The sequence below is a fragment of the Pseudomonas sp. G.S.17 genome (genome assembly GCF_038096165.1).
GTDB lineage: Bacteria > Pseudomonadota > Gammaproteobacteria > Pseudomonadales > Pseudomonadaceae > Aquipseudomonas.
Map to the genome: position 1 here is coordinate 1,960,259 of NZ_CP151076.1, position 13,129 is coordinate 1,973,387.

Genomic DNA, 13,129 nt, shown 5'->3' on the forward strand with positions numbered 1-13,129 from the left:
GCACAATCAATTCGGGTGTTGACGTGGGTCAATGGCCCATCAGCCAATGTTGGTGCGGGCCGGGGAGAGTCCAGATACCGAACAGAATCACCAGCAGACCACCGGCCATCCGCACCCCGCGCTTGCGCAGCAGGGCCGTCATTCGCTCGGCAGCCAGGCCTGTCGCCAGCAGCACCGGCCAGGTGCCCAAGCCGAATGCCAGCATCAACAGCGCACTGTCCAGCGCATTGCCCTGGCTGGCCGACCAGAGCAGCGTGCTGTAGACCAACCCGCATGGCAACCAGCCCCAGAGTGCGCCCAGCAACATTGCCCTGGGCAGGCTCGACACGGGCAACAGTTTGCTCGCAACCGGCTGAATGTGGCGCCACAGGCCGCGACCGAGGCTTTCGATGCGTGTCAGGCCACTCCACCAACCGGCGAGGTACAAACCCATGGCAATCAGCAGCAGCGCGGCGATGACACGCAGCACCATGGCTGCCGGACTGTTGGCCACCGCCCAGCCGGCCATGCCGATCAGTAGCCCGGCGGTGGCGTAACTGAGGATGCGCCCGAGGTTGTAGGCCAGCAGCAGCTGGAAGCGTCGACTGCGTTGTTCTTTGGGAATCGCCAGGGTCAGCGCGCCCATCAAGCCGCCACACATGCCCAGACAATGCCCGCCGCCCAGCAGGCCGAGAATGACAGCCGAGACGAGGAGCGGGGCGAGGTCAGTCATGAGAAGCTGGCCTGTTGGCGATCATGGTGGGAGCGAGCTTGCTCGCGAAAGCGGTCCCTGGAATGAGGAAAATGTTGAAGGGGGTCCGGCCTTTTCGCGAGCAAGCTCGCTCCCACAGGATTACACATCAGTTTCATCTTTCCTTTGCTGCTGGCCTTTATGCGCAGCCTCGTCCACCGCCGCCTGATGATTCGGGTCCTGATCGTCGAACAGGATGCTATGGGCCGGGCTGTCGAGGTCGTCGTACTGGCCGCTGTCCACGGCCCAGAAGAAAATGTAGATCGCGATGGCGACGATGAGCAGTGCCGCCGGGATCATGATGTAAAGCGCTGGCATAAAGCCTCCGAAGCCGGTCGCCGTTTCATGTCGGCAACGGACGGGTGATGGCAACCGCTGGCGTTTGCACGCCTGGCATTCGCGTGAGGCGCAAGGCATTGAGCACCACGGTCAACGAACTGACCGACATGCCGATGGCTGCCCAGACCGGGGTTATCCAGCCCAGTGCCGCGAACGGCAACATGAGGCCATTGTACAGCCCGGCCCACAACAGATTCTCGATGATTACCCGGCGCGTACGCCGCGCCAGACTGAAGGCCTGGACCAGCGCCTGCAAGCGATTGGACAGCAACACCGCATCGGCGCTGGTTTTCGCCAGATCGGTGGCTGAGCCCATGGCAACGCTGATATCGGCGGCGGCCAGCACAGGCACATCGTTGACGCCATCGCCCAGCATCAACACTTTACGGCCCTCGCTGTGCAGTTGTTGCAGCACCGCCAGTTTGTCGTCCGGACGCAAGCCGCCCCGGGCTTCGTCGATGCCCAGTTGCGCCGCGACACTGGCGACCATCGGCGAGCTGTCCCCCGACAACAACAGCGTCTTCCAGCCACGGGCCTTGCAGGCTTGCAGCAATTCGAACGCGTCGTCGCGCAGGCGGTCATCAAGAATGAACCAGGCCAGTGGCCCTTGGCTGTCGCCCAGCAACAAATGCTGGCCTGCATCACCGGGCATCGGCGCAATAGCGCTGGCGCTGAGGGTGCAGACAAATTCGGGCTGACCAATGCGCAGTCGCTGTCCGTCGACCACGCCTTCAAGACCCAATCCCGGCTGGCTATGAACGTCTTCAGCGGCGACCGGCGCGCGCCCGAACGCTCGGGCAATGGGGTGTTCGGAGCGATTTTCCAGGGCGGCGGCCAGGCTCAGGCAGGTGTCCGCATCCAGCTTGCCCAGGGTTTTGATGCTGCGTAATACGAGGCGGCCTTCGGTCAGGGTTCCGGTCTTGTCGAAAATCACCGTATCAATCTGATTCAGGCCTTCCAGCACATGGCCACGGGTCAGCAGCAGACCGAGTTTGTGCAGCGTGCCAGTGGCAGCGGTCAGTGCTGTCGGGGTCGCCAGTGACAAGGCGCACGGGCAAGTGGCGACCAACATGGCGAGGACAATCCAGAACGCCCGGGACGCATCGATCTGCCACCATAACAGGCCGATGGCCGCCGCCAGGATCAACGAGATCAGCAGGAACCATTGCGCCGCGCGGTCGGCGATTTCCGCGAGTCGCGGTTTGTCGGCCTGGGCTCTTTCCAGCAGGCGGACGATGGCGGACAGCCGCGTGTCATGGCCCAGCGCCAGAACCTCAACGGTCAGCGCGCCTTCGACGTTCAGCGTGCCGGCAGTGACCGCATCCCCGGATTGCCGAGGCTGCGGCAGGTATTCGCCGGTCAGCAATGACTCATCGACGCTGGACTGGCCTTCGACAATGCGGCCATCCGCCGGCAGCACCGAACCGGGATGCACCAGCACATGATCGCCCATGCGCAGTTCGCTGAGCAGGATGCGTTCGCTTTGGCCGTCAGCACTCAGGCGCAGGCACGAGGCGGGCAGCAGGTTGACCAGTTGCGCCGTTGCCGCAGCGGTGCGTTCCCGGGCACGCCGTTCCAGATAGCGACCGGCCAACAGGAACAGCGCAAACATGCCGACCGCGTCGAAATACAATTCGCCATTGCCGGTGATCGCGGTCCAGATGCCGGCGATGTACGCGCTGCCAATGGCCAGCGATACCGATACGTCCATGGTCAGGTGGCGGGTGCGCAGGTCGCGCATGGCACCGCGAAAGAACGGTGCGCAGCTGTAGAACACAATCGGCGTGGTCAGGAACAGCGCGACCCAGCGCAGGATGGTGTGCATCTCCGGGCTGAGATCGATGTTGAATTCCGGCCAGGTGGCCATGGTTGCCATCATCGCCTGGAACCACAGCAGGCCGGCGACGCCCAGTTGGCGCAAGGCCAGACGATTCTCGCCCGCCAGTTGCTCTGCCGCGCGATCAGCCTGGTATGGATGGGCGACGTAGCCGATATGGCGCAGTTCGCTGAGCATCTGGCTCAACGGCAACTGGCTATCGGCCCAGCGCACATGCAGGCGGTGATTGGACAGGTTCAGACGCGCTTCGGCGACTGCCGGCAGGCTGCGCAGGTGTTTCTCGATCAGCCAGCCGCAAGCGGCGCAGCTGATGCCTTCCATCAGCAGCGTGGTTTCCGACAGCTCGCCGTCATGACGAACGAAAGGTGCCTGCACGTCGGGGCGGTCATACAGGGCCAGCTCGTCGACCAGTTGCACCGGCAGCGTTTCGGGATTGGCCGAGGCTTCGCTGCGGTGGCTGTAATAGTGTTCGAGCCCGCCAGCGACAATGGCTTCGGCCACGGCCTGACAGCCAGGGCAGCACATCTCCCGGCTTTGCCCGAGCACGACAGCGGTAAAACGGCTACCGGGCGGAACGGGCAGGGCGCAGTGGTAGCACGGGGTTGGTTTGGTCATCGGGTCTTATTTGGCAGAGCATCACATGTTGTAGGAGCCAACTTGTTGGCGAGACGTCGGACCTGCGGATTCAGGGATATTGTTTCGCGAACAAGTTCGCTCCCACACAGACTGTGTGAAAACTACTGCGCTCGGCAATACTGCGTTAAAAACAGGCGGAAAATGCTCATTTAGAACACCTAGACTCCGCTTTTCCGCCTGTTTTTGCCTTGTCTTGCCTTCGCTCGTGACGTTTTCACACAGTCTGCACAGTAATTCTTCAATTCTTCAATTCTTCAAATCTTCAGCGCCTTGGATCGGCTCGTCGCCCAGGGCCAGGTCCTTGTCGTGGCTGACTTGCTCCTCTTCGAACAGGCGCCAGGTCTGGCCGTCCTGCACGCCGAGCAGCTCAACGAAGCGACGGCCTTCAACCTTGTCGCTCAACTGGCCGATGTAGCGTCCGGCATCCGATGGGCTGCGGGTCAGGATGATCTTGCGATCCTTTTCCGGCTGGGTCGGCGAAATCAGGTTCAGCTCGACGGTTTGCGGCTGGCTGTCGCCGCTCAGACGCAGCTCGGCTTCGCCGGTCAGTTCATCCAGATGCACGGTGGCGCGCAGCTTGAGGGTCTGGGCCAGCAGCTCGCGGTTGAGGGAGCGATTGATGCCTTTGCCAGCCTCGTAGTAGTTGTCGTTGACCAGGTTGTCCGGATGGTTCACGGCAATGGTCACCATGGACAAGGTCAAGGTCACCGAGCAGGCCAGGATCGCAATGATGATCCATGGCCAGATGTGCTTGTACCAGGGGCTTGAAGCGGTTGCGACAGACATGGCTGAACTCTCTATTAATACCCGGTGTTAACGTACTTGCGGGCCAATGAACCGGCTCTTGGTTTCAGCGTGCGTGCCGCCGTTATCGGCGTCCTGAAGGATGAACGTGACCTCGTTGGTGCTCGACGGCAGCTTCTCGGGGGCGCTCGACAGTTCCACCGGCATGGTGAATATGTCACCCGCCGCAACCTTGAATTCACGACGTCCCTGCAGCTTCAGGTCCGGCAGGCCGGTGGCATCGAGAATGTAGGTGTGGTCGACCTGATCCTTGTTCATGACTTTAAGGCTGTAGACGTTTTCGATCCGTCCTTCCGCGTTTTCCCGGTACAACACGCGGTCCTTGCTGACATCGAAGCCCACCAGCGAACGTATGACGAAGGCCGATGCCAGCAGGCCGATCATCACCAGCAACACCAGGGCGTAGCCAATCAGGCGGGGCCGCAGCTTGTTGGTGACCTGGCCGGACAGGTTGTGCTCGGTGGTGTAGCTGATCAAGCCGCGCGGGTAGTTCATCTTGTCCATGATGGTGTCGCAGGCATCGATACAGGCCGCGCAACCAATGCACTCGACTTGCAGACCGTCGCGGATGTCGATCCCGGTCGGGCAGACCTGCACGCACATCGTGCAGTCAATACAGTCACCGAGGCCTTGAGCCTTGTAGTCCGCTTCTTTTTTACGCGGGCCACGTTTCTCGCCGCGACGTGGGTCGTAGGAGACGATCAGTGTGTCCTTGTCGAACATCACGCTTTGAAAACGCGCGTAAGGGCACATGTAAATGCACACTTGTTCGCGCAACCATCCGGCGTTGCCGTACGTGGCGAGGGTGAAGAAGCCGACCCAGAAATACGCCCAGCCATCAGCCTGGCCGGTGAGCAATTCGGTGGTCAGGTCGCGGATCGGCGCGAAGTAGCCGACGAAGGTCAGGCCGGTGACCAGACCGATCAGCAACCACAACGTGTGCTTGGCCAGCTTGCGCACGAGTTTGTTGGCACTCATCGGCGCCTTGTCGAGCTTGATGCGCTGGTTACGATCACCTTCGGTGACTTTCTCGCACCACATGAAGATCCAGGTCCAGACGCTTTGCGGGCAGGTATAGCCGCACCAGACGCGTCCGGCATAGACCGTAATGAAGAACAGACCGAAAGCGCTGATGATCAGAATGCCCGACAGCAGGATGAAGTCCTGAGGCCAGAAGGTTGCCCCGAAAATGTAGAACTTGCGCTCCGGCAGGTTCCACCACACCGCTTGATGCCCGCCCCAGTTCAGCCATACGGTTCCGAAATAAATCAGGAACAGCAGACCGCCGCCGACCATGCGCAGATTGCGGAACAGACCGGTGAAGGCGCGGGTATAGATTTTTTCGCGCGCAGCATAAAGATCCACCGTGTTGTTATCGTTTTTCGGTGGTGGCGTGACATTGTGTACAGGAATCTGATTGCTCATCGGTGCATCCCACGGCAGTGGAAAAATGCCTCAGTCAGTACATGCCAACTGGGGTCAGAAGAGTGCTGTTATGGCGTTAATCATACGCCTGCAGACATGGCTGAGGGGTGCGACCTCTGGTCGCATTGGGTCGCCGCGCATCTTGGTGTAGGAAATTGTAGAAGATGCTGATCTGGATCAATTGACTAGTAGATGATGTGCAGCTTTTTTGGCTGCTGTCCGGCACGAAAGAGAAGCCTTGTGGGAGCGAGCTTGCTCGCGAAGACCAATGTTCCAGACGCTGAAAATGCATCTGGTGTGCTGGCCTCTTCGCGAGCAAGCTCGCTCCCACGGTGATTTCCATCGGGCCTACTTGGCCTCTGAGGCTTTTTCCCCATGAGAAAGGCTGTACACGTAAGCCGCCAGCAGGTGAACCTTGTCGTTGCCTTGCATCGCCTCCTGAGCTGGCATCTGGCCCTGACGGCCGTAACGGATGGTCTGCTGCAGTTGCGCGAAGCTCGAACCGTAGATGAATGCCCCTGGATGCGTCAGGTCAGGCGCGCCCATTGCCGGCGTGCCTTTGCCTGCCGGACCGTGGCAGGCGACGCAGTTGGCGGCAAAGATTTTCTGCCCGGCCGCTGGATCGGCTTTCGCGTCCTCCGGCAATTTGCGGCCATCCAGTTGCGTCAGCACATAGGCTGAAACATCACGCACACCCTGGTCGCCAACCACTTCGCCCCATGCCGGCATGACCGCATGGCGGCCACCCATGATGGTGGTCTTGATGGTTTCAGGCTCGCCACCCCAGCGCCAGTCGGCGTCGGTCAGGTTCGGGAAACCGTAGGCGCCCTTGGCATCCGAGCCATGACACACCGAGCAGTTTGAGGCGAACAGGCGGCCGCCCATTTTCAGTGCTTTCGGATCTTTGGCGACTTCTTCAATCGGCATGGCCGCGAACTTGGCGAAGATCGGCCCAAACCGCGCATCGGAGCGCGCCAGTTCCTTTTCCCATTCATGGACGCCGGTCCAGCCAGCCTGACCATTGGAGAACTCGGTCTTCTTGTCGTTATCCAGGTAGTCATAACCCGGCAGTATGCCTTTCCAGTTGCCCAGCCCCGGATACAGAACCAGATAACCCAAGGCAAAGATGATGGTGGCCACGAACAGCATGAACCACCACTTGGGCAGCGGGTTGTCGTACTCCTCGATGCCATCGAAGGAATGACCAACGGTTTCTTCCGTGGCCTCGTTGCGCTGGCCCTTGCGGGTGGACAGCAACAGCCAGGTCAGGCCGAAGATCGTACCCAGGGTGAGGACTGTGACGTACAGACTCCAAAACGTACTCATTTGTTGCTCCTGGAAGCTTGCGCTTGCTCGACGTTCTTGATGGCTTCGGGATCATCCGCGAAGGGCAGCAAGGTTGCGTCTTCAAACTCTGACTTGCGCCGCGGGCTGAACACCCAGAGCGCCAGACCGATAAAGGCCACCATCACCACCACGGTGCCAAGGCCTCGAATCATCCCGATATCCATCAAGATCACCTTTTGCTTTTGATGATGGTGCCAAGGCCTTGCAGGTAGGCCACCAGTGCGTCCATTTCGGTCTTGCCTTTGACGGCCGCCTGGGCACCGGCGATATCTTCGTCGGTGTAAGGCGTGCCCAGCGTGCGCAGGACTTCGAGTTTTTTCGCGGTTTCCTTGCCGTCGAGCTTTTTCTCGACCAGGAAGGGGTAGGCGGGCATTTTCGATTCAGGCACGACGTTGCGCGGGTTGTACAAGTGCGCGCGGTGCCAGTCATCAGAGTAACGTCCGCCGACTCGCGCCAGATCCGGACCGGTACGTTTGGAACCCCACAGGAACGGGTGATCCCAGACGCTTTCCCCGGCAACCGAATAGTGGCCGTAGCGTTCGGTCTCGGCGCGGAACGGACGGATCATCTGCGAGTGGCAGCCGACACAGCCGTTGGCGATATACACGTCGCGACCTTCGACTTCCAGTGCGGTGCGCGGCTTCATGCCCTCGACCGGCTTGTTGGTCACGTCCTGGAAAAACAGCGGGACGATCTGGGTCAGGCCGCCAATGCTGACGGCGATAACCATGAAGAAGGCCAGCAGGCCAATATTCTTCTCGAGGACTTCATGCTTCATCAGTGAGCTCCAACGACAGCGATCTGGGCGGCGGCTTCTGCTTCAGCCGGGTCGGAAGCACGGACGGTGCGCCATACGTTGTAGGCCATGAACAGCATGCCGCTGGCGAAGAATGCACCGCCCACTGCCCGGACGATGAAACCCGGATGGCTGGCTTGCAAGGCTTCGACAAACGAGTAGGTCAGGGTGCCGTCGTCGTTGATCGCACGCCACATCAGGCCCTGGGTAATGCCGTTGACCCACATCGACGCGATGTACAACACCGTGCCGATGGTCGCGAGCCAGAAATGCGTGTTGATCAGGCCGATGCTGTGCATCTGCGGCCGACCGAAGACTTTCGGAATCATGTGGTAGAGCGCGCCGATGGAAATCATCGCCACCCAGCCCAATGCACCGGCGTGAACGTGACCGATGGTCCAGTCGGTGTAGTGCGACAACGAGTTGACCGTCTTGATGGCCATCATCGGGCCTTCAAAGGTCGACATGCCGTAGAACGCCAGGGACACCACGAGAAAACGCAGGATCGGGTCGGTGCGCAACTTATGCCAGGCGCCCGACAGGGTCATCATGCCGTTGATCATGCCGCCCCAGCTTGGGGCCAGGAGAATGATCGACATCGCCATGCCCAGTGACTGCGCCCAGTCCGGCAACGCGGTGTAGTGCAAGTGGTGCGGACCGGCCCAGATGTACAGAGTAATCAGCGCCCAGAAGTGCACGATGGACAGACGATAGGAATAGATCGGACGTTCGGCCTGCTTGGGAACGAAGTAGTACATCATCCCCAGAAAGCCTGTGGTCAGGAAAAATCCTACCGCGTTGTGGCCGTACCACCACTGGATCATGGCGTCGGTGGCACCTGAATAAGCCGAATAGGACTTGAACAGGCTGACCGGCAGCGACATGTGGTTGACGATGTGCAGCATCGCGGTCACGACGATGAATGCGCCGTAGAACCAGTTGCCGACATAGATGTGTTTGGTCTTGCGTTTGACGATGGTGCCGAAGAACACCGCGCCGTAAGTCACCCAGACAATGGCCAGCAGAATAGCAATCGGCCATTCGAGCTCGGCGTACTCCTTGGTGGTCGTATAGCCCAGTGGCAAGGTAATGATTGCGCCGACGATCACTGCTTGCCAGCCCCAGAAGGTGAAGGCCGCCATGCTGTCGGAGATAAGCCGCGTCTGGCAGGTTCGCTGCACGACATAATAGGAAGTGCCGAACAATGCACAGCCACCGAAGGCGAAAATCACCAGGTTGGTGTGCAGCGGGCGCAGGCGTCCGAACGTCGTCCATTCAAGGCCGAGGTTCAAATCAGGCCACACCAGTTGTGAGGCGATGAAGACACCTAATCCCATGCCAAGGATTCCCCAGACCACCGTCATGATGGCGAACTGGCGAACGACCTTATAGTTATAAGCAGTCTGACTGATTGCTGTGCTCATTCTAAGGTTCCACGGTTTGGATATTTATTAGAGGTACTGGTATCCGAGTTGCCGGGCGCAGGTATGGGGAGGGCATTGGTCAATGCAACGCAAAAAAGGGCGTTGCACATGCTATCCGAAGCTGAAACTACGGCCTTTTCAGGCATATCTCGAACGCAAGGCACACGAATTATCGTGTCCAAGCAGACTGAAAAAGGCGGGGGAGACAGGTCTTGTGAAGTAGCGCGCGTGAGTGGCGGACATTTTGGCTGCATACGGGGCAAGGCTCGAACAGACCATGAATCAGCCTGTCAGGTTTTGCCTGTATGAATGTCGGACACATTCCTTTCACTTGGCCTGTGGCCAGCTATTGCCAGTCCACTATGCGGGCAAGCTTAGACCCGAAAGCCAGGAGTGGGAAGCTGTACTAACGAGGGGTGCGACACTTGGTCGCGTGTGGCCAGGGAACTGCCGCACCCCGTTGCAGGGTGCGGCGTTCGTGGAATCCAGCGCTTTGCTGAATCGTTACTCCGCCTGTTTTACCTTGGCTGCGAGTTGATCAGGACCCTTGGACAAACTGTAAACATAGGCGGCAAGCAACTGCACTTTGTCATTGCCCAGCAAATCGGCCTGAGCAGGCATATGACCTTGGCGACCAAGACGGATGGTCTGTTGCAGTTGAGCCAGGCTGGTACCGTAGATGAAACCGCCCGGCTGCGTCAGGTTTGGGGCGCCCATCGCTTCGGTGCCTTTACCTGTAGCACCATGACACGCTACACAGGTCGAGCTGAACACTTGCTGTCCGGCCTCGATGTTCGCGGTGTCATCCGCAGCCAGAGGCAAACCGGCCAGGGAGTGGCGCACGTAAGCAGCAACGTTCTTCACGCCTTCCTCGCCAATGACTGCGCCCCAGGCGGGCATCGCTGCCACGCGCCCACCCATGATGGTGGCCTTGATGGTGTCGGCCGCGCCGCCCCAACGCCAGCTATCATCAGCCAGATTCGGGAAGCCGTAAGCGCCCTTGGCGTCCGAGCCGTGGCAGACCGAGCAGTTGGAAGCGAACAGGCGGCCGCCCATTTTCAGGGCCTGCGGATCCTTGGCCACTTCCTCCACTGGCATTGCGGCAAACTTGGCGAAGATCGGTCCGAACCTGGCGTCAGCCTTGTCCATTTCCTTCTGCCATTCGTTGACGCCGGTCCAGCCATTTTCGTAGCCGGGCAGTACGCCTTTCCAGTTACCCAGGCCCGGATACAGGATCAGATAACCCACCGCAAACACCAGCGTGCCGGCGAACAGCATGAACCACCACTGGGGCAGCGGATTGTCATACTCCTCGATGCCGTCGAAGCTGTGGCCCATGGTCTGGTCGGTGCTGCCTTTGGTTTCGCCCTTGCGGGTACCGATCAACAGCCAGGTCAGGCCGATCAGGCTGCCAATGGTCAGCACGCAGATGTAGGTGCTCCAGAAGGTGGTCATGACTGTTTACTCCGCGCGACAGACTGCTGTTTGGAGAGTCGCTCTTGTGAAAGTTGCTCGTTGACGGGTGTCGGCAAAGGTTCATCGGCGAACGGTGCCATGCGCGCTTCAGCGAATTCCGAGTTGCGCCGGCTGCTGAAAACCCAGAGCGACAGGCCGATAAACGCGATTGCCACCACCAGCGTGCCGAGGCCGCGCAAGTCTTGAATATCCATGGCTCACCTCTTGCTCTTGATCGAAGTGCCGAGCACTTGCAGATAAGAAACCAGCGCGTCCATCTCGGTCTTGCCTTTGAGGGTCGCTACAGCGCCGCTGATATCGGCGTCGGTATACGGCACGCCGAGGGTACGCATGGCCTTGATCTTGGTTTCGGTGTGGCTGCTGTCCAGTTGCTGGGTTACCAGCCATGGGTAAGCTGGCATCTTCGACTCAGGCACGACGTTGCGCGGGTTGTACAAATGCGCGCGGTGCCAGTCATCCGAGTAGCGGGCGCCAACCCGGGCCAGGTCCGGACCGGTACGCTTGGAACCCCACAGGAACGGGTGATCCCAGACGCTTTCCCCGGCAACCGAATAGTGGCCGTAGCGTTCGGTCTCGGCGCGGAACGGACGAATCATCTGTGAATGGCAACCGACACAGCCTTCGCGGATATAGATGTCGCGACCTTCGAGTTGCAGCGCGGTATAGGGCTTCATGCCTTCGACCGGCTTATTGGTCACGTCCTGGAAGAACAGCGGGACGATCTGGGTCAGGCCGCCGATGCTGACGGCGAGCACCATCAGAATCATCAGCAGGCCGACGTTTTTTTCGATTACTTCATGTCTCATGGTCGACTCCTCAGGCCATCTGCGCAGCGGCAGCAGCGTCGACAGGGTTGGAAGCCCGCACGGTGCGCCAAGTGTTGTAAGCCATCAGGAACATGCCGCTGAAGAAGATCGCGCCGCCGACCATCCGCACGATGAAACCGGGATGGCTGGCCACCAGGGTTTCGACGAAGGAGTAAGTCAGGGTGCCGTCCTCGTTGATCGCACGCCACATCAGGCCCTGCGCAATGCCGTTGACCCACATCGAAGCGATGTACAACACCGTACCGATGGTCGCGAGCCAGAAATGCGCGTTGATCAGGCCGATGCTGTGCATCTGCGGCCGACCGAAGACTTTCGGGATCATGTGATACAGGGCGCCGATGGAGATCATCGCTACCCAGCCCAAGGCACCGGCGTGCACGTGACCGATGGTCCAGTCGGTGTAGTGGGAAAGCGAGTTGACGGTCTTGATCGCCATCATCGGACCTTCAAAGGTCGACATGCCGTAGAACGCCAGGGACACCACCAGAAAACGCAGGATCGGGTCGCTGCGCAACTTATGCCAGGCGCCCGACAGGGTCATCATGCCGTTGATCATGCCGCCCCAGCTTGGCGCCAGCAGAATCAGCGACATTACCATGCCCAGGGACTGCGCCCAGTCCGGCAACGCGGTGTAGTGCAAGTGGTGCGGACCGGCCCAGATGTACAGGGTGATCAGCGCCCAGAAGTGCACGATGGACAACCGGTACGAATAAACCGGGCGCTCGGCCTGCTTGGGTACGAAGTAATACATCATCCCCAGGAAACCGGCGGTGAGGAAGAAGCCCACAGCGTTGTGCCCGTACCACCACTGCACCATCGCATCGGTCGCGCCGGAATACAGCGAATAGGATTTGGTCAGGCTGACCGGCAATTCGAGGTTATTGACGATGTGCAGGATCGCAACCGTGAGAATGAACGCGCCGAAGAACCAGTTACCGACATAGATGTGCTTGGTCGTGCGTTTGGCCACGGTACCGAAAAACACGATGGCGTAAGCCACCCAGACAATGGTGATCAGAATGTCGATCGGCCATTCCAGTTCGGCGTATTCCTTGGAACTGGTGTAACCCAATGGCAGGCTGATGGCCGCCAGCAAGATGACCAGTTGCCAGCCCCAAAAGGTGAAGGCCGCCAGTTTGGGAAGAAACAGCTGGGTCTGACAGGTGCGCTGGACCGAGTAATAGGAACTGGCAAACAATGCACAGCCGCCGAATGCAAAGATCACGGCGTTGGTATGAAGTGGACGCAAGCGACCAAAGCTTGTCCACGGAAGGTCGAAGTTAAGTTCAGGCCAAACCAGTTGGGCGGCGAGGAAGACGCCAAGTCCCATCCCGACAATCCCCCAGATCACCGTCATAATGACGAACTGGCGGACCACCTGATAGTTGTAGGCGGTGCTGTTAGTAGTGTTCATTTAGGTGTATTTCCCATCCAGCTAGGTCGGGGCCATTACGCACGGTTATAGCTCCGGGTTATTGGCAGACTCAT

Annotated in this window: 13 protein-coding genes; all 13 read right to left on the bottom strand. The window is 59.6% G+C overall.

Translation table 11 applies throughout. The features are described from left to right. Window positions 1–28: 28 nt before the first annotated feature. A complete protein-coding gene (locus AABC73_RS09005) occupies window positions 29–712 on the bottom strand; it encodes a sulfite exporter TauE/SafE family protein (RefSeq protein ID WP_341523282.1) in 684 nt (227 codons plus the stop codon). A 120-nt stretch (window positions 713–832) separates the two neighbouring features. Next, a complete protein-coding gene (gene ccoS, locus AABC73_RS09010; protein WP_065836332.1) occupies window positions 833–1,048 on the bottom strand; it encodes a cbb3-type cytochrome oxidase assembly protein CcoS in 216 nt (71 codons plus the stop codon). A gap of 25 nt (window positions 1,049–1,073) precedes the next feature. After that, entirely contained in the window at window positions 1,074–3,521 is a 2,448-nt protein-coding gene (locus AABC73_RS09015; protein WP_341523283.1) for a heavy metal translocating P-type ATPase, read from the bottom strand. Window positions 3,522–3,788: 267 nt separating this feature from the next. Next, a complete protein-coding gene (locus AABC73_RS09020; RefSeq protein ID WP_341523284.1) occupies window positions 3,789–4,328 on the bottom strand; it encodes a FixH family protein in 540 nt (179 codons plus the stop codon). Window positions 4,329–4,355: 27 nt separating this feature from the next. After that, on the bottom strand, window positions 4,356–5,771 hold the full coding sequence (ccoG, locus tag AABC73_RS09025) for a cytochrome c oxidase accessory protein CcoG (RefSeq protein WP_341523285.1): 1,416 nt from the start codon (window positions 5,769–5,771) through the stop codon (window positions 4,356–4,358). A 348-nt stretch (window positions 5,772–6,119) separates the two neighbouring features. Further along, complete coding sequence (ccoP, locus tag AABC73_RS09030) at window positions 6,120–7,097, bottom strand: cytochrome-c oxidase, cbb3-type subunit III (RefSeq protein WP_341523286.1); 978 nt, start codon at window positions 7,095–7,097, stop codon at window positions 6,120–6,122. Beyond that, window positions 7,094–7,282 (bottom strand): cbb3-type cytochrome c oxidase subunit 3, encoded by a 189-nt coding sequence (locus tag AABC73_RS09035; RefSeq protein WP_341523287.1) that lies wholly within the window; start codon window positions 7,280–7,282, stop codon window positions 7,094–7,096. Before AABC73_RS09035 ends, ccoP (AABC73_RS09030) begins: the two co-directional genes overlap by 4 nt. A 5-nt stretch (window positions 7,283–7,287) precedes the next feature. After that, entirely contained in the window at window positions 7,288–7,896 is a 609-nt protein-coding gene (ccoO, locus tag AABC73_RS09040) for a cytochrome-c oxidase, cbb3-type subunit II (RefSeq protein ID WP_341523288.1), read from the bottom strand. After that, complete coding sequence (gene ccoN, locus AABC73_RS09045) at window positions 7,896–9,338, bottom strand: cytochrome-c oxidase, cbb3-type subunit I (RefSeq protein ID WP_065836326.1); 1,443 nt, start codon at window positions 9,336–9,338, stop codon at window positions 7,896–7,898. The genes ccoO (AABC73_RS09040) and ccoN (AABC73_RS09045) overlap by 1 nt, the downstream gene beginning before the upstream one ends. A gap of 504 nt (window positions 9,339–9,842) precedes the next feature. After that, window positions 9,843–10,793, bottom strand: a complete 951-nt coding sequence (gene ccoP / locus AABC73_RS09050; RefSeq protein ID WP_331149095.1) for a cytochrome-c oxidase, cbb3-type subunit III — start codon at window positions 10,791–10,793, stop codon at window positions 9,843–9,845. Next, entirely contained in the window at window positions 10,790–11,008 is a 219-nt protein-coding gene (locus AABC73_RS09055) for a CcoQ/FixQ family Cbb3-type cytochrome c oxidase assembly chaperone (RefSeq protein ID WP_047577851.1), read from the bottom strand. The genes ccoP (AABC73_RS09050) and AABC73_RS09055 overlap by 4 nt, the downstream gene beginning before the upstream one ends. Before the next feature lie 3 nt (window positions 11,009–11,011). Continuing rightward, window positions 11,012–11,620 carry a cytochrome-c oxidase, cbb3-type subunit II gene (ccoO, locus tag AABC73_RS09060; RefSeq protein WP_341523289.1) on the bottom strand — a complete coding sequence of 203 codons (609 nt, stop codon included), beginning with the start codon at window positions 11,618–11,620 and terminating at the stop codon, window positions 11,012–11,014. A 10-nt stretch (window positions 11,621–11,630) separates the two neighbouring features. After that, entirely contained in the window at window positions 11,631–13,055 is a 1,425-nt protein-coding gene (ccoN, locus tag AABC73_RS09065; RefSeq protein WP_341523290.1) for a cytochrome-c oxidase, cbb3-type subunit I, read from the bottom strand. Between the last annotated feature and the right edge of the window lie 74 nt (window positions 13,056–13,129).